Source organism: Mycobacteroides sp. CBMA 271 (assembly GCF_009729205.1).
Taxonomy (GTDB): Bacteria; Actinomycetota; Actinomycetes; order Mycobacteriales; family Mycobacteriaceae; genus Mycobacterium.
Genome location: NZ_VTHB01000005.1, coordinates 445,985 through 468,144, shown reverse-complemented (window position 1 = coordinate 468,144; position 22,160 = coordinate 445,985). Strand labels below are relative to the sequence as shown.

Here is a 22,160-nt window from a genome sequence, read left to right as displayed (position 1 = left end):
GGTAGGCATGACAGTTGTGGATAGGCCGGCTTGGGTCGATGGCGAGTTGTTTCCGTTCGAGAGCAGATTCGTCGATATCGACGGACACCGAATCCACTACGTGGATGAAGGATCGGGCCCCACACTGCTCTTCCTGCATGGGAACCCGACCTGGTCGTTCGACTATCGCGAAATCATCAGTTCACTACGAAACGAATTTCGTTGCATTGCTGTGGATTACCCCGGATTCGGGCTGTCCATGGCGGCGCCAGGATACCGGTATCTACCTGCTGAGCACGCCCGGGTGATCGGCGGGTTCGTGAAGACGCTCGAGCTGAGTGGGGTCACGCTCGTGGCTCATGACTGGGGCGGTCCGATCGGACTGGCGGCGGTGCAGCAACGCCCCGAGGCATTTGACCGTTTGGTGCTGACCAACACGTGGGCCTGGCCGATCGGCGCCCCACTCGTGCGGGTCATGTCGCATGTGATGGGCAGCCCGCTCGGACGTCTGCTGATTCGACAGTTCAACCTGTTTGTCAATGTCATGATCCCCGTAGGGCATCGATTGACCAAGCCCACTGAGAAGCAGATGGCTCACTACCAAAAGGCCCTCGACAGCCCCGCACGGCGAGAGGCCTCGGCTGTCTTTCCCCGTGAGATCACCGCCAGCCGCGCCTTCCTCGTCGACGTAGAAGCCGGGCTGCGCGACCTTGCGGCGTTGCCCACGTTGATCCTTTGGGGCGACTCCGATTTCGCATTCGGGAAGAACGAACTGCGGCGCTGGGAGCGGACTTTTACCGATCGTCAAACCGTAATCGTCAAGGGTGCCGGCCATTTTGTCCCGTCCGATGCGCCCGGGCAATTCGCGGCGGCGATCCGCGATTGGCACGCGGCGGCGGGGGCATAGTTGTCCGTCCTCAGATGACCTGTCGCAGATTTTTCGGCAAAGGAAGCTCTGACCAGGGTTGCGACAGATTAAGTGAGACTCTGTTCGCCGCGAATAGCCCGGTGGTTCTCATTTGATCTGTCACAACTCGACTTGACTGGGATCGGGCGAAACGGCCTGTGCGGGTGGGGTAGTGGTCATGCGGGGGATTTCGACCTCGAGTACACCGATAAGCAGCATAGGCGGGTGTTGGCCAAGCTGTTCGTGTCAAGGGTTCCGGAAAATTGACCCACCCTTGTTGTGGTTGGCGGCTGACTGGGTGGATGACGGGTGTTGTCGGCGGGTGAAAACTGATCAGGAGTTGACGGGGTGGTTTCGCCTGATCGTTGCAACGCTGGCCGAATTCTACTGTGCTAGTGCATGATCGATATCTGGGGGCTGGGGTGCTCTAATGGATGGCTCTTCCCACGAGGGTATTAAGTAGCTGCTCGACAGGGTGCATGTCCACCACGGCCAGGGCAGCGCCGTGATCCAGGACGGGCAGCTGGAGACGGGGTATTTCGTGGGGTGTCGAACAGACTCGTCGGCCGATATGGAAACTGGTGGCGATTCGGGGTTGACGTTGAACCAGTCGGTCTCCGGGCAAGGTTACGGCGGCGGCTACGGGGAGGCCGACGGCTGCGGCGGTCAGGTCAAAATCCAGTCTTACGCCACCTTCCGGATCCGCACCGAGAACGGCAACGACACTCAAACCGTCTACGGGGAACCTAAAGATCTGTAATAGAGGTGTCACCGTGTCCTGCGCACCAACCAGGACCAGGCTAATCCAGGCAGACTGTGGCATCCTCTTTCAGGAAACATTTGACCGACGGGTTGACTTGGTAGCTACACAGTCATACTGTGAGATGAAATGGGTCATAGTGAGTGGCTAGATGCCTGCACTTTTTAAATCATAGGAAACTAGTAACTCGGGGAGGATTGCGGCTGTGGCGCATAGGGTGGTGCGGGTGATCGCCTGTCGTCGAGTGCTCGCACGTGCTGCCGTCCAGCAACTTACTCGCGCATCCAGTACGCGTCCGGGTGCTCGTGTGGCGGTGGTCGGCATGGCGCTGACTGTGGTGGCGACAGCGCTGCTGGCCGCTGGTACCAGCTGGCGGGCGGGGGCTGATCCGGTAACTCCGGGGCCGCCCGCGCCTGCTCCACCGCCGTTGGCGGTGCCCCAACCCGATTCGCTGCCGCGTGATGCGTTCATCGGTGGGGCGCGCACTAGTACGAACTCCGGGCTGGGCATGGGAAACGGCATGGGGCGCCCCTTAGCGGAGCCGCGTGAACGCTCGGTGGCCGCACTGCCTCCCATCGCATCCGATGGCGTACACGCCGCCACCGCGTGGCCAGGTAAGCAAGTCGTCATTCACCTACCCAACGAACGAGCCTTGACGGCTGCTAACTGGGGTGAAGGCGGTGCCGCCGCGTACGGGTCGGGGCCGGTGGATTATGTGGTGATCCCCGATGCCGGGGGCGGCGCCGATATTCGCATGATCCGCAAAACCTTCATCTCGCCCAGTGACTTCACGTTGGGCATCAGGTATCCCGACGGCACACATCTGCGCCAAGCCGCTCAAGCGGTGGTGGTCGAAACCGATGCCTCGCCGGGTAAGCCAGCAGCGATCATCGGGGCGCTGAGCATCCCCGATGCCCGCGACGGCGCCGGGAACCCGATCTCGCTGACACCGTCTATCGGTGCAAGCTATCTGTATCAGCAATCGGATCTGAATCTGAACGTCGGCGAGGTCGGGCTACTCAATTTTCCGGTCACCATCACCGTCTCCTACCGGCCATCGACCACCAGCCCGGCAGTGGCTCAAGGTGATCCGGGACCTAAGCGTCCGCCGGTCGCCGAGGATGGTCAGTGTGCGTCCGGGCCGCCACAATTCCGGGGTGCCACAGATGACCAAAACCCCGGTGGCATGGCTGATTTCGTGCCGTCATGCGCCCGGCTCGCCGCGTGCATGAGCGCGGCCCCCGCCCACACCAGCGCTTTGACGTGTGAGAACTCGTTCATGGCCGATCTGACCAACGCCTGCGTCACCGCGTTCGGACACGACGGCAACGACTACGAGGGCTGCCTAGCAGCGGCCAACGGACATACCCGCTGGGCCAAAGAAAACATGACACCCGGCACTCCAGTAGTAGGGGGACGAACCTGACATGACCACCCACACAACACCTTCCACACAAACAGCACTCCGGGGACAGGACTAGTAGATGAGTGACGATGCGCCCACGCAATCCCTGACTGCCACCGCCAGTCGATCGTCGGCCACGGAGTTGACCGGGTTTGCCGCCGGGATCACCGGGGCCGCCCTGGTCGTGGCCGGGGTGTGGGGTTTGCATGTACTGACCCCCGGCCAGGGAATCACGGGCAGCGCGGGCTGGGTGATCCTGCTGTGCCTGGCATTTACCGCCCTGGGCAAAGGCATCACCCTGCTGCGCCGCGCGTTGGCACCGATCACCGCCGCCGCCTTGGCGCCGCTAGCCGGTATATCTGCCCCCGTGCGTGCCACCGCAGGAATTATCATCGGCGCCAGCGGTATTTGGTGGGTAATGCGCGGCCACGCCGCCAGCTGGTGGACACACACCACCGGTACCGGCGACGCGACCGGGTGGACGCTGACCTCGCAACTGGTGGCTGTGGCGCTGATCGCCGTTTTCGGTGCGCTTCTGTTCAGCGGCGCCAAAACCCTCGCCAGTTGGATCTTCACCAATTCGGGCACACGCCACCGCGACAACAACGCCGACAACAGCACCGAGGAGCGGTGGGCGCTGTATTGGTCCAGTCACCCCGGTCTCGGTCTAACCCTGCTCGCGGGCGGGGCGGCGCTCGTGTTCCTCTCCGGCTACATCGTCCCACGTGTGAGTGCGTGGCTGACCGGCGACGATCCGATGGCCGCCCTGGCAGCCATCGCCGCGATCCTGACCGTGGCGTTCGCCGCCAACACCTGGTGGTGGAAGGCTCTATCGGGATGGTGGACCTGGGCCCACACCAATGGCAGTGGTGGCGGCGGTGCTAGCCCGCTAGGACAGATGCAGGCCGGGGCCGCCGTGATCGCACTCATCTGGTTCTCCGCCATGGGCTTTGGACTGGCGTCCCCGCAGGACTACATCGGCCCCGGCGCCGCACCCCTGGCGCGGGCGGCGTGCCCACCGGACTGCGGCGGCGGCGGACTCGACGGACCCCCCGGGGGCGGAAGCCAGTTCAGACCCCCGGACATGCCCGCCCAGCAACCCGACTATCAAGGCGGCATCAACCAGCCGCCGATGAACCAAAACTCCGGAATCTCCATCTACAACGAAACACCTGGCCAGGGCGGGCAAGGCGGCCCACAGCAGGCTGGCCAGAACATTGGCCAACAGTCCGGCCAACGCGCCGCCCACGGAGAACCCCTCCCCAACTACGGACCCTGGCAACCCGACGCCCAAGCGCCTGTGCAGCAAGCGCCACAGGCTCCGCAGCAACCCGGACAGGCACTGCAAAACCCGGCCAGCCAACAACCTGCGCAACAAGCACCCCAGCAACCGGCACAGCAAAGTCCGCAGCAACCCGGTTTGCAAAATCAATCTGGCCAGCAGACCCAGCCAGGTCAGCAGGGGCAGCAGAACGGTCCGAAACAGAATCCGGCAGATCAGCAACAACAGCAGATCCAGCGCCAACAGGAACAGTTGCGGGACAAACAGAAGGAAGCCGACGAGCTCCGCAAGAAACTTCAGGATCAACTAGACCAAGACAGCGACAGCTCTGACGATGGCAATGACGATGACGACAACAGTGATCCGACGACGTCAGCGATCGCCGCTACTCAGCGGCGGAAGTCGCTTCTCGACAAGGGGAGAGAGTTAGTTGACAAGCAAATCGAGCGCGCCCCGAAGTATGCGATTCAAGGTGCCTCAGCGGGGGTTAATGCGCTGATCAAACGGAATCTCAATGTCAGTCAGGCGGCCCTGTCCGAATCGCAACGTCTAGTGAAAGCTTCGTCGAATGTCATTAATGAATCGATACGGGCAGGAAGTCGTGTAACGACCGCGGATCCTGCAATTGGTGCGGCTATGAGCACGATTCGTAGCGAAACGCCGAAGATCCCGGGTCTGATTTCCAAGGTTGGGAATCTCGGCACAGTCACTAAGGTCCTCGGCAAGGGCGCTGGTCCTGCGCTGGCTCCGTTGGCTGCGTACTACGACATCAAGGACGGTATGGCGCCGGGCAAAGCGATTGCCGCCAACGCTGCCAGTGTTGGCGCCGGGCTGCTGGCTGGAGCCGCCATGGCGGCATTGGCACCTGCTGCGCCGGCTGTGGCCGTAGTGGTCGTGGGCGCTGCTGTGGGGGTGGCCGCGTACCAGGGCGTAAAGTGGGCCTACGGCAAACTGCCAGAAGGGACACAGCAGGCAATCGATAGCGGACTTCGTGCGACCGGTGAAGCTGCTAAAGAAGCGGGCAAATCCGTTGTAAATGCCGGGAAATCAGTAGTCAACGGCATCAAGGGCTTGTTCAGTTAGTCACGGGGCCTGGAAGGACGCGGATATGAACGAAACCGGAAAACCAGCTAACGAGAATCGCCGGCCGTTTACTGCCGAGCAGATACGGAAAGCGACAGCACCTCAATTAGTGCCCTACGCACCAAACACAGAGGATCCACACACTCCCTGGTGGCAGCGGTTCCTTAAAGGGGCGGCATGGCTCACCTGGTTTGTCGGCCCCGCCGCACCACCACCATCCACGTTGGAAGATATGCATAGTCAGAAGAAGAAGCGGAACGATCCCCGATGAATATGTACGCGTCATTATTTCTGCTTGCGCTGGGCGTGATCCTTTTTATCTGGTCGACACGCCTGCTGCCTACATACCTGGGCAAAGGGCTCGTTTTGCAAGTAGCGGGAATATCGGCCATATCCGCTGGCCTATTTTTCCTGACGGACTCTGAGTACCTGCGGTACGCGATAGGTATTTCATTCGCTATCATTCTCTTGAGGGCAATCGTATCTGCATGTGAACAGTATTCAGAGGTTGCCCAGCAGCATCAATGAGTCCAGTACGCGTCCGTCTTCATTTGACTTGAAGCAGCTGTTGGCACTTGACCTGCGGTGCCTCAGATCATATTGAAAGTATTGGCGTTTTTTGGTGATCAGTTTTCAGTTGATCTGAAGCAACTTGACCGGCGCTGTCACGACATTGGAGTAATGCCGTGAGTTGCAACCGGCGCGGCCTTGGGTCAGATGGGCTGGCCGTCCCGACTGGTCCCGTGATGCGGCAGCCTTTTCGACCAGTAGATCCCCGAACTATGTCTCACCCCAGACAGGAACTCGCATCTGCTGAGTACGCACCGATACCAACAGATAGTGCAGGGTCGAACACGAGAGACCGCGGTACCTGCATTCATTCGGGCCAACGCCCGATCTCGCCGTGCCGCCCACCGGCACGTCCCACATATCGCCAAGTCGCCAAGCCTGCCCCTGCGTGACAAAAGCTCGGCTGCCGCGACCCAGAACCGTGACGCCGGGGTAGATAGGTGCCCCGTACACCGCACCGGCCGCTGGCGGCGCCTAACGGCGTTGCAGAAAGACACCAACCGACGTGATGAGGGGACGTGAGCCTCGGCAAGTTCCGCGGAAGGTCCAGTCCACTGATCGCCGCGACCTCAGGACGCTGTAGGCGAGGAATCTAGGAAGTCGACAACATCCGCTACGAACTCGTGGTGGTGCTGGAAGACGCCACCGTGGCCGGAGTTGGGGTAGATCCGAAGACGCGATTCCGGCAGCCGCGCGGCCATGTCCTTGGAGTGTTCGCTGGCGACCATCAGGTCGTTGTCACCGTTGGCGACGAAGACCGGGATCTTGATCTGTGACAGGTCGTCGGCGGAATGCAGTCCCGCGCTGGTGATTGCGCGCACCTGCGCCAGGCCCGCCCGCAAGGAGATCGGCGTGTCCAGATCCGACGTGCGCTCCGCGAGCCGCTCAAAGTAGGCGTCGGCCGCTTTCTTGCCCTTCGGGGTTCGAGGGAAGAACAGGAAGTGGCGCGGGTCCTTTCGGGCTAAGAACGCTTTGGCGTAGGCGCCACTGACGATGAACGGCATCCTCCAGATGCCGCCACCGCCGCGCGGGCCAGTGCCCGCGAGCACCATACGGCGTACAAGGCCGGGAGCCTGGAGGGCGACCATCTGGGCCACGCCACCACCGAGTGAGAAGCCGATCAGGTCAACTCGCTCATACCCCAGCGCACGGATGAACACGATCGCATCGGCACCCATCTGCTCGATGTCGGCCGGCACACGTCCACCGGTTGCCCCCACCCCCCGGTTGTCGAACGCGATCACATGGTGATGGGCGGCGATGCCGTCTAGGACGCGCGGGTCCCAGTCGTCGAGGACGGCGGTCAGGTGGTGCAAGAACACCACTGGTGCGCCGCCGGGTTTACCCAGCTCGCGGTAGGCGAACGAAGTGCCGCCAACGTCGATCGTCTTGGTGGGTGTGGTCTTCCAAGTGGTCATGACTTCATTCCTTCGGGGGAGTGCTGCGGGGTGGGGCGGGTGTGCGCCGGATGGCAGGTCGCGCGGATCGGCAAGCGGAACGTGAGTGCTCCCGTTCGCAAATTGCAGTACGGTTGTAATAGTATGATCATAATGCTATGGTGTTGGCAAGCCCCGAAAGGAGATTCAGGTCATGGCGAGATACCACCCGGAACACAAGGAGGCGACTAGGCGTCGGATGATCGAGGCCGCCGGGCAACGGTTCAAGAGTGACGGAATCGACGGCTCGGGCATCGCGACGCTGGTCGCTGACGCCGGTCTGACCAACGGCGCCTTCTACGGCCACTTCTCTTCGAAGGAGGACTTGGTCGCTACGGTCGTCGCCCAACAGCTTGAGGACCAGGTAGCCGTCGTGAACTCGCTGCCCGCCGGGCTTGAGTCGGTGGAGGCGTTCCTCCGGGAGTACCTCTCTGCGGCACACCGTGAGGATCTGGCTGGCGGCTGCCCCTCCGCAGCACTGCTGGATGAGATTGGGCGATGCGACGTCGTGGTCCGGGAGGCCTACACCGAGGGCGTCAGCTCGATGATCAAGGCGATTGCCCGCCACCTTGATGACGGCGATTCGCAGCGGACCAACGAACGTGCGATCGGCCTGTTCTCCTTGCTCGTCGGCTCGCTCCAGGCCGCCCGCGCGGTCACCGATACCGAGCTGTCCGACCGCATCCTTGCTGCGGCCTTCAGCAACGCCATGACCCTTGCCGGCGCTTCGCGAAAGCCCGAACGCCCAACAACCCGACAGGAAACAGAATGAAGGCCTTCGTCGTCACTCACTACGGCCCCGAAGGGCTCCGAGTGGCTGATGTCCCGACGCCGAGCGTCGGACCTCACGACGTTCTGATCGACGTCCGGGCGGCCAGTATCAATCCGCTCGACAAGATGGTCCGCAACGGGGAGTTCAAGCAGCTCCTCAGGTACAAGCGGCCCTTCATCCTCGGCCATGATCTGTCCGGCGTGATCGCCAAGGTCGGCGCCGAGGTCCGCGGCTTCGAGGCTGGTGACGAGGTCTACGCCCGACCGCGAGACCTGCGCATCGGCGCCTTCGCCGAGCAGATCGCCGTCCACGCTGACGACATCGCCCTCAAACCCGCCTCTCTGTCGTTCGAGGAAGCGGCCGCAGTGCCCCTCGTCGCGCTCGCCGCTTGGCAGGCCCTGGTCGAGCTAGCCGATGTTCAACCCGGGCAGAAGGTACTGGTCCACGCCGGCGCTGGCGGACTGGGCTCCACAGCCATCCAAGTCGCCAAGCACCTCGGCGCGTATGTCGCGACTACTGCGAGTGCCAAGGACGTCGACAAGGGTCGGGCCCTGGGCGCGGACGAGGTCATCGACTTCAGGGCCCGGGACTTCGCCCACGTCCTGTCTGGATACGACGTCGTGCTGGACTCCCTAGGTCTGGCGAGTCTTGAGAAGTCATTGACCGTGCTGCGGCCAGGTGGTCTTGCGATCAGCGTCGTCGGTCCACCGGACCCGGCCTTCGCAGTCCAACTCCGACAGCCTCTCCTTAGGCCCGTTATGGCCGTTCTCAGCCGCAAGATCCGGCGTCAAGCACGCAAGCTGGGCGTGCGTTACTCGTTCTTTTTCATGCGGGCTAGCGGTCCGCAGCTCGCGATACTCGCGGCGCTCTACGACGCGGGCACCCTGCGCCCCGTCTTGGACCGGACCTTCCCGTTCGCAGAGACGCTCGACGCTATGGCCTACGTCGAGCAGGGCAAAGCTAACGGCAAGATTGTGGTGAGCCGATGACGATTTCGGCAGATCACCGACCGTCCGTCCTGGTGACTGGCGCCGGCGGAGGAATCGGGCTTCTCGCCGCGCGTCGAAACGCACCGGCGATCCCCAAAAGGTCGTGAAGGCCGTCATCACGCTCTCACCGCTCGACACCTGAAGCGACGTATCGGTAACCCCGACAGCCGTCACCGACGCATTGTTCGCAAGCGCCACCACATCCTAAGGAGTTCTCCATGAGCAACAACAGCAACGAGGCCGTCATCACCTCATACGCGCAGGCCCCGACACGCACCATCGCCGTCGGCGATACAAGCTACGCATACCGCGAACTAGGCCCCAAGGGAGGTATTCCCGTTGTCTTCTTCGTCCACCTCGCGGCGACCCTCGACAACTGGGACCCCCGCATTGTCGACCCCATCGCACAGAATCGACACGTCATCGCGTTCGACCAGCGCGGCGTCGGCGCCTCCACCGGACATGTGCCCAACACCCTCGAAGAAGCCGCCGATCACGCCTACGAATTCATCGCGGCGCTCGGATACGAGACCGTCGACGTCTTCTCCTTCTCGATGGGCGGCATGATCGCCCAGGACCTGATCGTCAAACATCCCGACCTGGTTCGCAAACTCGTCCTGACCGGGACCGGACCACGTGGCGGCAAGGACATCGACAAGGTCGTCGGCGTGACCTACTGGGACATCCTCCGCGCGACGTTGACGAGGTCGGACCCGAAGGAATTCCTCTTCTTCAATCGCGATGCCGCGGGAAAGGCCGCGGGGAAAGCATTCGTCAAGCGGCTCCGGGAACGCACCACCGACCGGGACCAGGAGATCAACATCAAGGCGCTGCGCACTCAGTTGAAGGCGATCCAGAAGTTCGGCCGCTCGGTCCCCTCAGACCTGTCGACGTTCTCCCAGCCGACGCTGATAGCCAACGGAGATCACGACCGCATGGTCCCCACCGCCCTGTCAGAGGACCTGCATGACCGCATCCAGGGCAGTCAGCTGCTCATCTACCGCAACTCCGGTCATGGTGGGATCTTCCAGTACCACAAGGAGTTTGCCCCCGTCGCTGCCGAGTTCCTCGCCGACTAAATCGCTGGAGCTGACCAGTTCGGTTTTGTAGGCGCGCGGGTGATGTCGGCTCGAATCGAACTGTGTCACAGCGATGCAGCGGAATCTGGTGGCGTTGACCGTTGGAGACGAACTCCAAATCAACGTCACTAGCAACCGGCGCCGAAGACGCCCGCACACCATGAATCTAGAAAGCTCTGTGACAGATCAGGTGAAAACGAGCAAGTGGCTGTGGGGGAGAAGGTCTCTTTTATCTTGCCCCACAACTCTTTCGGGTGATCGGGGGAGCGATGTTCCTGATCATCCCTGTGGTGGTGGTCGTGGGGTCGGTCTGGTTTGCGGTACGGGGGCGGGCCCTTGGGCGTGCCCCCGTACCGCAAGTGTCAGCTAACGTGCTTGTCGAACCACTGGATCGGGATGTCGGGGTGAACGCCGAAGAAGTTGTAGCCGTCGAATCGTCGGTCGGTTCCCTCAATCCAATACAAGCTCTTCTCGGCGACCGGGATTGCGTCGTAGATGTCCTGGACGTCTTGTGGGCGCGTCATCGTGTCGTCATGCACCTGTGCGACCAACGTAGGCACCGTGACTGCTTTGACGTGCTCTAGCGGTGACTGCTCGTCGAGGCGGAAGCCGGTGCGCTCGTGCACGGCGTTGTCGAACTTGACGTAGCTACCTTCCTCCATGCCGATGGCCTTGACGAATTCTTCGACGATGTACTTGCCGGAGACTGGTTGCAGCATCACCATGGCCTGAATCTCGGAGAACTCCTCGGGATGCTTAGACCACGCGACTGCCGTTGAGTCAGCGCCGAGGCATACCGACAGCAGCGCCTTCTTCATGGTTTTGGTGTCTGCTCGTGTAGCGGAGTAGCGCAGTGAGCCGATGACATCGCGGTACTCGGTCAGCCCGATGCCGGCGATGCCGCCGTTGCCCTGACCGCTCATGCCGTGGTTGCGCATGTCGTAAGCCAGCACGTTGTAGCCAGCATCGTGCAGCGCTTTGTACTCGGGCAGGAAGTTCACTTCAAATCCACCGAGGCCACCGAATTCGGGCAAATGCCCCGGATAGCCGTACCTGTTCCCGGGCAGGAAGTGATTGTGGATGATCAGCCGATCCGAATCGGCGGGAATGAACCAGCCCTCCAACGGGACACCATCCATTGATGGAAACGTCACATCTTCGTAGTCCAGCCCGATCTCGTCAGGGCGGCGCAGCACAGGGGCGCGTCGGCCCGCGGTGGTCCCGGTCGTCCACAGTTGCACAAAGTTGTCGAATGCGGCCTGGGCATTGTCGTCGGGCATGAGATCAATCCTTCCGTTGCTGTTCGATGTTGACCACAACGTTAAGTTGTGTCGGCTGGGCTAGGGAGTTTCCTGTTATGGGGGGGATAGCCAGAACCCCTATAACGTAAGGACACTGCTCTAACCTGAGGTGTGTGGACATTGCCAAGGACATCAGAGAGTTTCTGATGACCCGCCGCGCTCGGTTGCGACCCGACGACGCGGGTTTGCCCTTTGGTCACCGCCGCCGCGTGCCCGGACTGCGGCGTGAAGAAGTTGCCCAGCTTTCTGGAGTCAGTACCGAGTACTACACCAAAATCGAACGCGGCAAACTAGCAGGCGTCTCCGATGAGGTGTTGAACGCTGTCGCCCGCGCGTTACGACTCACCGACGATGAGACCGCCCACTTTTTCAATCTCGCGCGGGCCGCTGTCGCCACTCGCAGCGGCACGGCAACCAGGCGCACCAATCAACACATCATTCCCGACGGCATGCAGGCCCTGATGGACAGCATGCACGACGCACCCGCCGTCGTCATGACTGGATGCCTTGATGTCCTGGCAGCTAACTCCCTAGGTCGAGCGTTGTATGCACCGGTGTTCGATCGCGCGACCGGCATACCGAACCTAGCCCGTTTCATCTTCTTCGACCCGGTAGCCGACCATCTGTTTCCTCAGTGGAAAGCAACGGCAGACGAGGCGGTCGGACTGCTTCAGGCTGAGGCTGCACGCTCGCCACATTCATCCGCCATCACGCAGATCATTGGCGAATTGGCAACCCGTAGTAGCGAATTCCGCACCCGTTGGGCCGCTCACAATGTGATCGCGCATCGGCACGGCGCCAAAAGGTTCCACCACCCGGCAGTCGGTGAACTCACGCTTACCTACAACGTCTTGAGTGTTACCGCGGCTACGGGGCTGTCCCTAGTGGGTTACACCGCCGAACCGAATTCGCAATCGGCGCAAGCGATACAAATCTTAGGCAGCTGGGCCGTCACCCAAAGCTCAATCGACCACCGCAGTGCTGACCGCGACAGGACAATCAGGACCACAGAGTAACGGTGTCAGTGCGTGAAGACGGAAAGCTGTTGTGCAACTGGGTAGAACGGGCTTCGTGGGAACTGTTCCAACGTCTGGCCGCAGGTGGTTGAAACGTCACTGTGCCGATTTGGGGTCAACGAAGTAGTCGGTCTTGGATCGAGACTGAGTCGAGAAGCGTTTCATCAGAGCGGTTTTGAAGTAATCAGGCGGTGGGAATGTCGCGGCTGGGCCTGCGTGGATGGCGTGTGGTCCCAGGCGTGGCCACGAACTTTGGCCGCCGGCGGATGCGGTGCCTGCTTGGCTTAGCTTAGAGGCGCTTCAGTCCACGGATCGCCTGGAGGAACGGTAGAGTGGACGCGAGTCCCTTGCGTAAGTTCGGTTGTAACATGCTGATGTTTCCCAGTGTGATGTGGCGGACGCCTTGGTCTCGCCATGCGGCGGCCTGTTCGACGATGTCGTTGGGAGTGCCGGTCAGTAAACCCTCTTTTAGCAATGATTGTGGGACTTGGCGGGTGTAAGACAGTGCGGTTTGTTCATCGATCAGTTGGGGCATGATGTCTGTAGCCCCACCGGCAAGGCCGAGCGGATGTGAAACGCCATGGCGCTCCCACCACGCTGCTGGGGCTAGCAGTGCAGTGGACTTGATGGCGTCGCTGCTTAGCGCCTCGTCGACGTCGTCGCGGTTGCGGCCGACGACTGCGAATCCTTGCCAGGCCCCTTTGATCGACATGGGGTCGCGGCCGGCGTCGGAGGCGGCGCTTCGAACTGCATCCAGTCCGGCGGCGTAATCGGTGGGGGCGATCAGCGCTGGTACCCAGGCGTCGGCGTAGCGGCCGGTGATTCTGAGCATGCGCGGGCCGTGTGAAGCCACCCAGATTTCGGGCCATTTCCCTTTGTGGGGAGGCAGGTCAAAGACGGCATCGTGCAGCGGGAAGTACCGCGAATCGCGGGATATCAGCTCGCCGCCGGAGTTCCAGAGGGCGCGGATGGTGGCAAGGGCTTCTTCCAGCCTTGTTACCGGCTTGGACCAGTCCACGCCGTAGGGTTCGTTGCCTTCGCGCTCGCCCGTTCCGATTCCCAGGATCGCCCGTCCGCCGGTGAGCAGATGCAGTGTCGCGACCGCTTGAGCAGTGACCGCGGGGTTTCGGCGACCGGCGTCGGTGACGCTGACTCCGAGCCGCAGGCGCCCGATCCGATTGCGCGCCGCGAGATTGCCAAGCACGGTCCAGGGTTCGAGGATCGCGTCGACCTTCGGGACCAGACGTGCTGCACCGACGTAGCGGCGCGTGCCGATCGAACGGGGGAACAAAGAGTTCAGATGATCGCCTACCCAAAACGAGTCCGCGCCGGCGGCCACCGCGCCAAGATAGTTTGCACGCAACGGCGCAGTCGGCCATGGCTGCGCATTGACGATCTGGTCGAACACTCCGACCCCGAAGCGGCTCTTCGAATTCGACCGTAGCCCCATAGGTCTCTGTCCTTTCCCTGTGCGCCGCTGGACTGGCCACCTTCGAGCATGGACAGCGCACCAGGTACTCGATGGTGTTCGTGCCAAGTATTGCGGGTGCCGAGGCGACGTGGAGTGCGATCTCAGGAAGATCTCGGCAGCCGGACTCGGCTTGTATCTAGTGCTGTGCAGTCACCAAAGCTCGCCTTTGTATGGCATCCCGCTGCCGTGTGGGTCGATTGGAAACTGGATTGCGGCGGCCTGGATGAGGTGGTCCAGGCTGCCGACCATGCCGCGGGTACGCAGATGCACGCACCCGCGGATCTTTCGCTGCCAAAGTCATTGTGAGGAAAGGGGATCCGTGACTTAATCGTCACAGTGACGTAATGGCGGCGACTCCCCCCCGTGGAGGGCTCGTCGGTGGGGTAGTGCTGCTCAATCACTTATGGGTGTCCGGTTAGGCTTCGGTCGACGGGGGTCGGGGCGCACCTTATTGGCGGTGCTTCGTCACAAGGCGGTCGTCATGTCGTTCCGCGTAAGTCGGCATTGCCCGGGCCCGGGTCGATTCGGATGAGTATCGGACGTTCTCGGCTTGGCTGGCGATTGGTTGCCGTCCCATGTGCGATGGGTTGACGCGGCGAGGTGAGCCCACCTGGGGATCCTCAACCGAACGAAACGTCACAGTGACGGTTCTGGGCGGTGGGGCTGGACGGCCAAATGTGGGCCTAATCGTCGAAACAGGTTGTGCGCGAGCAGTTTTAGGCACATGGTTGGCCGGCGCTGTTCGGGTAGTCGCGTCGATGTATGACGCACGCCCAGCAACGCGGACGCGCGGACAATCATTCCTGGCGGCGGGTGGGTGAAATCGGTTTGGGTGAACCCGAGGGCTGTACTGCCGGAACGCTCCTGATGGCGCCCCAGCATGTATCTAATGCCGATAAGACACATTATGTCAGTTAGAAGTCTGATTATTGCAACGGATGCATGATCTGCCCCTGCTGTCCTTGTCCTTGTCCTTTCCGGATTTAGTTGGCCATTTTCCGGATGATCATGGCCATCTACGGATCCGGTGGTGGTTTCCGCATATTAGTGGCCACCGCATGATCGTCGATCTGCGAGCCGAAGCATGCAGTCATCCCTGAGCGAGGCAAGAGACGCCTCGATGCCGTCGAGTCGCTGGCGGGGGCCAGTCCGGGCCAGCTAGGCCGATTGCGAGCGCTGTCGGCTATGCGGTTGCGTGCTAGAAGTCCGCTCCCCGTCAAGCCGCTGAGCATGTGGCGCATGTTTGTGCCACCAGTTCTGGGTGGAGGTGTCAACGGCGACGACAGCGGCGCAGGAATCGTCGCGCGGATGGAAGCCAACACGGTAGATACGCCAGGCCTTATGACGCCGCATCTTGCCGATTCGGCAAGATTATTTGCCAACAACGTGGACAGGTGATCAGGTTGGAGGTATAGCGAAACAGGTTCCCGTCCTCACGCGAAGGCCCTGATTGGTCTGAGCACTGGAGATCCAGACGGCACGCAGGGTTTGTGCCCGTGGCGCTTTGGGCAAGAGTCCGCCGAATCTTGAAAGCGATTGTCAAAGACGAGACTTCGACTGTCATGTCGAGGTGGAGATGAAGGAGCGGAACCATATGACAGCAACAACGGGTCAGCCAGCCGACCGCGGGGCTACTCCAGCGACGATGCCGAAGTCTGGAGCGGAGTGGGATGGGCTATACGCCAGCAAAGCTGAATTCTTCAGCGGGGAGCCCAACTTCTCATTGATGGAAGAGGTGCGTGAGGTCCCGCCCGGCGGCAAAGCGCTAGACGTGGGCTGCGGTGAAGGCGCCGATGCCGTATGGCTGGCACTACAAGGCTGGGCAGTTACGGGACTGGATGTTTCCCAGGTTGCATTGGATCGAGCCGCGGCGCGATCCATACATGCGGGAGTGCAGGTGCAGTGGGTCTGCGCCGGCCTTCTCGACGCAGCGTTTCCGCCAGCTTCTTTCGATCTGGTTTCTGTGCATTACCCCGCATTGCGCAGCTCTGCACAGCGCGACTGTGAACGTGCACTGCTCGAAGCGGTGGCGCCAGGCGGGTTGTTGCTGATGGTCTATCACGCTGGATTTGACGGAGACGAAGCCAAGGCCCGCGGGATCGATCCGGCTGAATATGTACTGCCCGCCGACATGATTGCCGCCCTTCTACGTGGAAACTGGCACATCTCCATCGATACTCTGGTCCCACGAGAATCGCCGACTAGCGGTGCTGGACACGAACTTGCCCATAACGTGATTCTGAGGGCGCAGCAGAAGCCTTCAGTGGCCACCGATTGAGTCCGAGTTTGGTTGGTAGGCCACAGTTCTCACGCCGCATTCCCGGCTGCAAAACCCGCCAGTCTTGCGCACAATCTAGTCCCTGCTGAAAGGCCACCTGCAGCGCAACATTCAGACGCTTGCAAGTTGTCGTCTGAAACAGCGTCCGCACTCGGCCAGATTTATTGGACGGGAAAGGGGCGGCGATATCATGACATTCGGTCTGTGCAAACAGATCGGTCCGCATACCCAGGGCATCGCGTATTCATCGCCGTCAATGGCGCGCGATCCGGCCGCATCGCATTCAGTTGCCCTCTGCTCAGCATCCGCATCAGGAGTCTTGAGAAATCTCCGCACAGTTAGGTGCAGCCGGGACACCGTTGAATCGGTCGGTGATCCAGGCGATGCTTCTCTCGCCATCGACGAATTGCGGCAGCAGGCTGTTGATGTCGAGTTTATTGAACAGCGGCGGTTCTTCGTTGGTCCAGAACGTGACGTCCGCACCCATCGCGCACCAGTCTTTTGCAGTCTGGCGAGCAGATTCGTAGGGCGAGAAGGGGTCCCACCGGTTATGAGTGATGTAGACCGGTCCCCTGGGTCTGATGTTCCCGATCCGTTGCGCGGCCAGGATGCCCTTGAAAGGGTCGGTTTCGATCAGTTGATTTAGGTCCGGTTTGAACCAGAACTGCAGATGGCGGAAAGCGTAGTCGATCCCGCCCTGCATGAGGCAGGTGTGCCCGCTCCAGTCGAGCATCTGCAGACCCCGGGGTGTCAGCGAATCCCGTAGGGGCTCTTGAGTCTCTGGGTACGACGCGATGGTGCCCCGCAAAAGGTAGCCGGCAATCACTGCTAGGAAGTTACCGTCGATCCCGGGAATGGCTGCGGCGATATCGGTGGGCGGCGCTGCTGCGTATGTCCCGGCAACATTGAGTTCCGGCGCATAGGTGGGTGTCAGTTCGGCAGCCGACAAGGAGGCCTGCCCACCGGATGCCCAGCCCCAGAATGCTATGGGCCCATGCGGATTTAGCGATGTACCCGGTAGTTTCATTGCGGCCCGCGCGGCATCGATCAGCGCGGTTCCTGCCGCGACACGGTTCAGGAACTGGGGCGAGGACTGGGAATGGATGCCCATCCCCACGCCGTCAGTGACCACGATCGCAAACCCGCGCGCAAGTAAGGTTGCGATGAAGCCTTCCTCGTAGTTGAACATCAGGTCAAAACCCTGGGAGAAATGGATACCCTGACTGAACATCCGCGATGGTGCGCATTGCTCCCCAACCCCATACGGTCCGGTCGCGTAGGCCAACAGCGGCCTCGGGCCGCTGCCGGCCCAAGGGACATCAGGCTCGATGTAGGTGCCGGTGACAGCGACGGGGTTTCCTCGGGCATCGGTGCTGCGGTACATGATCCGCATTCCGGTTCCAACGAATTCGCCCAACTGACCGGACGGCTCCAACACCATGCGTGAGGGCTCAGAGCGGATAACGTCCCCGGGCCGACCCGACGGGAGCGGTTCCGGTGGCGTGTAGAACTCCTCAAATTCACGGTCATCGGCGCGTGTGTCCGGGGCTGCTGTGAGCCCGAACATCGTGAGAAGAACGAGAATTACTGTGGCAGTGAAGAATTTAGATCCCCTACCTCCCCAGTGGCGCGGGCAGGACATGTAACCTGAAGCGGCCAATGCACGCTCTCTTGTGTTCCTCATGGTCCTGAAACCTTTCTTTCGTCATGCACCGCAGGCAGGACGCCAGCAGGTATTCACTCGAGTGCCGTTGTGTGAAATGCACTGGTTCAGGGCATCAGCGAACGCGACAGGGGAACGCACTCCCCTGCTCCGGACGAAGGGATGAAGATTTACGAATGTGTGTAGGCATCGAGGCAACCCCCGTGCAGGGAACCGGCATGAAAGACCAATGGGGGTCCTCCAAGAACTTCAAAACTCTCGATCTCGCCGAGAACTACGAGATGGTCGCCGGCCTCTAGACATTGCGCGGTGCGACATTCGAAGCGTGCCAGGACATCTGGTAGCACTGGCGTGCCGCCCTTTCCTTCCACCAATTCCAGCTGGGCGAACTTGTTCGCGGCGGGGGTGGAGAACTGCCGGCACAGGTTGTCCTGGTCTGCGGCCAGGAGGTTGACAGCGAAGTGGGTGGCCTCGACGAACGCGGGCAAGCTGGGCGCATTCTTGCCCAGACACCACAGCACCAGCGGGGGATCCATCGATACCGATGTGAAGGAGTTCACCGTCATCCCGACTCGGCGTCCGTCAGCGCCGCGGGCCGTGATGACTGCGACCCCGGTGGCATACTGACCGAGTGCGCACCGCAGATCCTGGGCCTGGAACCGGCCCGCGTGTGCGACACGTTTCTCGAATTGGATGCGGGTGGCGGCCTCGGCGTCGAACCACCACTGAAAGAACTGGCGCGGATCGTCGAAGCCGTCAGCGATCGCGGCTGCCAGTGCGGGATTGACGCTGGCCTCGCCCAGAAGCGCAGTTTGGTGGCCGGCCAGAGGTTCCAGCATCGAGTTTGTCCATTCGACAGCCCATTGCGCCCAACCACGCCAGAACTTCTCGAACGTGGCGCGCATCCAGGTTTCGTCGAAGCCGCGACCATTGTGGCGGTTTATAGCGTCGAGGTAATAGGTGGCGGCCTGCGCGGCCAGGTTGGCGCCCTGGGCAGTCACGGGATCGTTGAGGACGACCGCATCTCCGATCCCCAGCACCGCGCGACCTGACGGGAGGGTGGCGACCGGTCCGCGTACGCGCGGGGTGAATCTGCTCCGCAGTACTCCTCCGTCGTCGGTGAGTGCGATGTCGTGGCAACGATCGAATTCGGCGGGTGCGAATTTCGCGAGCAACTCCAACGAGCGTTCGAGGTGCCCGTCGGCGTCGGTGATGTCGTCCCAGCAGTCCATCGGGCCGCCGGGAACGCCTTCGAAGACCAGGATGTCGCAAGGACCGCTGGCGGTCAGTGCAGGCAGCGTGATGAGCTCTCCGACGCCGGGTACCAAGGTGAAAGCGACCGTGGCGTCGTCGGATCGGGGTCGCATCCCGGTGATGTAGGTCAGAGCCAGCACTCGCTGCGGACGATCGAAAGGCGATCGCTCGTGGTCGGGGGGAAACAGGCGTCCGATGTCGCCGCGACCGGTCGCGATGATCACGAGGTCGTGAGTGCGGGCGCACTCTTCGAGATAAGTGACGTCGGCACTGCGCACCACAAGTGTGCCGCCCCGTTCTTGCACCTCTTCGGCCCATGTAGCGCATTTCACGCGCTGATCGACAGCCTGCGCCGGCGCCGACAGCGGAGCCGACCATGTGCTAGGGGTGGCGCCAGTCACAGTTATAGCGACAGCGTTGATGTCAGGGCACGCGCCGCGCCAGTGATCGAGACCTAGCTCTCGCTCGGTGGTCAGCGCTGAGTCGAACATGCATTGGCTCGATAGCACTGGACCCGTGCGGATCTCATCGGGTGAGCGGTCGCTGACCAGTGTGACTTCGTGGCCAGTTTGGAGCAGGCCAAGCGCCAGTTGACACCCGGACTGACCTGCCCCCACAACCGTGATGCGGGCCATCAGGGGCTCGTCACCAGTTGTGCGAGGTAGGCCCCGGCTTGGTCGGGATCCATGTACCAGTCGAAGAAGTCGCGGGCATTGTCGAACCCGCGGCCGAATCGGGTGGCGATCTCGGGCGCGTGCTGGGCGGCGGTCAGCAGCTCGATAGCGTGCGGCGGTGGTGGGGTCAGCATGAAGTTGGTCCACGTACTGACGTAATAGGCGTATTCCCAATAGTTTTCGAACGTCTCTTGCATAAATTTGTGATCGAACGATCGATCACCGTGACCGAGGATGCTGGAAAGGTAGCTTGCCGCGCACTTGCTTGCGTTGTTGGCGCCCTGCCCGGTGAGCGGATCGTTGAGGACCACGACATCAGCCATGCCGAGCACATGGGCCCCAGATGGCAGGGTGGCCACCGGATGACGTACGGTAGGCGGAAATCTTCCCGACACGATCCCTAAATCATCTGTCAGAGAAATGTTTTCACATCGTTCGGCCTCCCAGGGGACGAATGAACGCAGGATCTGCTTGGAGTGTTCGAGGTGTTCTTCAGGTGACTTCACCTCATTCCAGTGGTCCATGGGACCGCCGGGGACACCTTCGAACACCATGATTTCGCACGGGCCGGTCAGTGTGAGCGCGGGGAATACGAAGTATTCACCGATGCCGGGAATCACGTTGTACACCACGGCGCTGAACTCCGGCCGCGGCACCATCCCGTGTACGTAGCTCAAAGCCAACGCGCGCTGCGGCTTGTCGAAGGTGGAACGTTGATCGTCGCGGATGAATGCCTTGGCGATCTCGCCTTTGCCGGCAGCGACGATGACCAGATCCGATTCGCGAGCGTATCGTTCGAGGTCGGCGATACCGGCTTCCTCGACAACGAACTCCCCTCCGCGGCGGATAAATTCGTCAATGAAGCGGGGCATCTTGACGCGTTGGTCCACCGATTGCGCTGGTGTGTCCAACAGTGCCGACCAGTCGATGGCTTTGCCGCCCGCGTCGAGACTGTCTGGGGGCGCTGGGATAGAAAACGACACTCCGTCGATGTCGGGTGCCTCATCGGCCCACAAGTCCAGCCCGAGTAGGCGTTCGTTGTTCAGCGCGGTGGCGAACATGCATTGGCTCGAGGTGACCTGGCCCCCGGCGATGTCGGTTCCGGTACGGTCGCTGATGACCCGAACCTGGTAGCCGTGGCCAATGAGGCCGATGGCCAGTTGCAGACCGGACTGACCGGCCCCGACGATGGTGACGCTTACTGTGCGCGACATATGATGCACTCCAAGGATGCGGTAGGGAAGCTCTGGGATTGTGTTGCAGTTTTCGGGGTTTGGCCTATTCGGCGAGCGCTCCGGCGGCTGACACCGCCTGCTCAGGGCCCATCGCGGAGTAGCCGCCATCGACGGCCCAATCAGCACCAGTCACACCCGCAGCCGCCGGCGAGAGCAGAAAGCCGATCACCTCCCCGATCTCGTGCGGATGTCCGGTACGTCGGTTGAGATGAAACGGTGCGGCCAGGGAATCGATCTTGGAGCGGTTCCCGTCGACCATCTGCTCCATACCCGAAGACCAGGTCCATCCCGGGCTAACGGAGTTCACGCGGATGCAGTCGCCAGCGAAGTCCATGGCCATAGAGCGGGTGACCTGAACTAGTGCGGCTTTACTAGCGGGATAGACCCAGCGCCCCGTCTGGGCCACTTTCGACGAGATCGAGGTGACGTTAACGATGGCGCCGTGGGGTGAGGCTGCCAAGTGGGGCCGGAGCTTACGCGCCACTGACACCGCACTGACCACATTGACGTCGAAGGCGGAGTGCCATTGGCCCCGAGTCGATTCCGCCCCATCGTCTGCGTAAATGCATGCGAGATTCACCAGCCCATCGACTCGGCCGAACCGTTGCACGGTGCGCGTCAACGCCGCGTCGACTTGAGCGTCGTCAGTCACGTCGGTCAACTCGAACATGACCCGCTCCCCTAGCTCGTCGATTAACGAGCGCGGACCCTTCGCATCGATATCGAAGATCGCCACGGCGGCGCCCGCTTGATGCAGCGTGCGCACAACTCCACGCCCTATGAGAGTGGAGCCGCCCGTCACGACGACGGTGTGCTTGCGCAGATCGGTCACCAAACCTCCATTAGCCATCGGCAATACATCTGAATGCAAACTGAAGTTAGTAACGGGCGAACGTGTCTGCTATCCGCTCAACGCGGCCGTTGTCCATCCGACGTGGCGTACGCCACATCCGCCGCTAGAGCTGTGCGCTGGAGGCCCGCTGCGGAAACCGGTGTCGCGAAACGT

Annotated in this window: 16 protein-coding genes; 9 read left to right on the top strand and 7 right to left on the bottom strand. The window is 61.6% G+C overall.

Going from position 1 to position 22,160, the window contains the following annotated elements; translation table 11 throughout:
* Window positions 1–7: 7 nt before the first annotated feature.
* From FZI91_RS16055 to FZI91_RS24020, 4 genes are all read left to right on the top strand, one after another.
* Window positions 8–886, top strand: a complete 879-nt coding sequence (locus FZI91_RS16055; RefSeq protein ID WP_155940034.1) for an alpha/beta fold hydrolase — start codon at window positions 8–10, stop codon at window positions 884–886.
* Window positions 887–1,349: 463 nt separating this feature from the next.
* Window positions 1,350–1,646 (top strand): MspA family porin, encoded by a 297-nt coding sequence (locus tag FZI91_RS16050; protein WP_155940032.1) that lies wholly within the window; start codon window positions 1,350–1,352, stop codon window positions 1,644–1,646.
* Between the two features lie 433 nt (window positions 1,647–2,079).
* The gene (locus FZI91_RS16045) at window positions 2,080–3,072 is read left to right on the top strand and encodes a hypothetical protein (protein WP_162526452.1); all 993 of its coding nucleotides are present in this window, start codon (window positions 2,080–2,082) and stop codon (window positions 3,070–3,072) included.
* Between the two features lie 58 nt (window positions 3,073–3,130).
* On the top strand, window positions 3,131–5,416 hold the full coding sequence (locus tag FZI91_RS24020; RefSeq protein ID WP_239001855.1) for a hypothetical protein: 2,286 nt from the start codon (window positions 3,131–3,133) through the stop codon (window positions 5,414–5,416).
* 1,139 nt (window positions 5,417–6,555) lie between these two features.
* Here FZI91_RS24020 and FZI91_RS16035 read toward each other — a convergent pair.
* A complete protein-coding gene (locus FZI91_RS16035; RefSeq protein ID WP_155940030.1) occupies window positions 6,556–7,404 on the bottom strand; it encodes an alpha/beta fold hydrolase in 849 nt (282 codons plus the stop codon).
* A gap of 172 nt (window positions 7,405–7,576) precedes the next feature.
* Between FZI91_RS16035 and FZI91_RS16030 the strand changes: the two genes are divergently transcribed.
* From FZI91_RS16030 to FZI91_RS16020, 3 genes are all read left to right on the top strand, one after another.
* Complete coding sequence (locus FZI91_RS16030; protein WP_155940028.1) at window positions 7,577–8,194, top strand: TetR/AcrR family transcriptional regulator; 618 nt, start codon at window positions 7,577–7,579, stop codon at window positions 8,192–8,194.
* Window positions 8,191–9,183 carry an NADP-dependent oxidoreductase gene (locus FZI91_RS16025; protein ID WP_155940026.1) on the top strand — a complete coding sequence of 331 codons (993 nt, stop codon included), beginning with the start codon at window positions 8,191–8,193 and terminating at the stop codon, window positions 9,181–9,183. The genes FZI91_RS16030 and FZI91_RS16025 overlap by 4 nt, the downstream gene beginning before the upstream one ends.
* A 218-nt stretch (window positions 9,184–9,401) precedes the next feature.
* Window positions 9,402–10,262 (top strand): alpha/beta fold hydrolase, encoded by an 861-nt coding sequence (locus tag FZI91_RS16020; RefSeq protein ID WP_155940024.1) that lies wholly within the window; start codon window positions 9,402–9,404, stop codon window positions 10,260–10,262.
* A 362-nt stretch (window positions 10,263–10,624) separates the two neighbouring features.
* On the opposite strand, the gene FZI91_RS16015 is transcribed toward FZI91_RS16020, so the two are convergent.
* Window positions 10,625–11,542 carry a S9 family peptidase gene (locus FZI91_RS16015; RefSeq protein ID WP_155940022.1) on the bottom strand — a complete coding sequence of 306 codons (918 nt, stop codon included), beginning with the start codon at window positions 11,540–11,542 and terminating at the stop codon, window positions 10,625–10,627.
* Window positions 11,543–11,676: 134 nt separating this feature from the next.
* Between FZI91_RS16015 and FZI91_RS16010 the strand changes: the two genes are divergently transcribed.
* Entirely contained in the window at window positions 11,677–12,579 is a 903-nt protein-coding gene (locus tag FZI91_RS16010) for a helix-turn-helix domain-containing protein (protein WP_162526430.1), read from the top strand.
* Window positions 12,580–12,868: 289 nt separating this feature from the next.
* Here the strand turns inward: FZI91_RS16010 and FZI91_RS16005 are convergent, their stop codons facing one another.
* Window positions 12,869–14,029 (bottom strand): LLM class flavin-dependent oxidoreductase, encoded by a 1,161-nt coding sequence (locus FZI91_RS16005; RefSeq protein WP_155940020.1) that lies wholly within the window; start codon window positions 14,027–14,029, stop codon window positions 12,869–12,871.
* A 1,597-nt stretch (window positions 14,030–15,626) separates the two neighbouring features.
* Between FZI91_RS16005 and FZI91_RS16000 the strand changes: the two genes are divergently transcribed.
* Window positions 15,627–16,328, top strand: coding sequence for a bifunctional 2-polyprenyl-6-hydroxyphenol methylase/3-demethylubiquinol 3-O-methyltransferase UbiG (locus FZI91_RS16000; protein WP_239001865.1), 702 nt, complete (start codon window positions 15,627–15,629; stop codon window positions 16,326–16,328).
* A gap of 310 nt (window positions 16,329–16,638) precedes the next feature.
* Here the strand turns inward: FZI91_RS16000 and FZI91_RS15995 are convergent, their stop codons facing one another.
* The 4 genes from FZI91_RS15995 to FZI91_RS15980 form a co-directional block, all read right to left on the bottom strand.
* On the bottom strand, window positions 16,639–17,895 hold the full coding sequence (locus FZI91_RS15995) for a lipase family protein (protein WP_239001856.1): 1,257 nt from the start codon (window positions 17,893–17,895) through the stop codon (window positions 16,639–16,641).
* 266 nt (window positions 17,896–18,161) lie between these two features.
* Window positions 18,162–19,736: a styrene monooxygenase/indole monooxygenase family protein gene (locus tag FZI91_RS15990; protein WP_239001857.1), complete on the bottom strand. Its 1,575-nt coding sequence runs from the start codon at window positions 19,734–19,736 to the stop codon at window positions 18,162–18,164.
* A gap of 143 nt (window positions 19,737–19,879) precedes the next feature.
* Complete coding sequence (locus FZI91_RS15985) at window positions 19,880–21,133, bottom strand: styrene monooxygenase/indole monooxygenase family protein (protein ID WP_155940016.1); 1,254 nt, start codon at window positions 21,131–21,133, stop codon at window positions 19,880–19,882.
* Window positions 21,134–21,197: 64 nt separating this feature from the next.
* Window positions 21,198–21,986, bottom strand: coding sequence for an SDR family oxidoreductase (locus FZI91_RS15980; RefSeq protein WP_313884537.1), 789 nt, complete (start codon window positions 21,984–21,986; stop codon window positions 21,198–21,200).
* Between the last annotated feature and the right edge of the window lie 174 nt (window positions 21,987–22,160).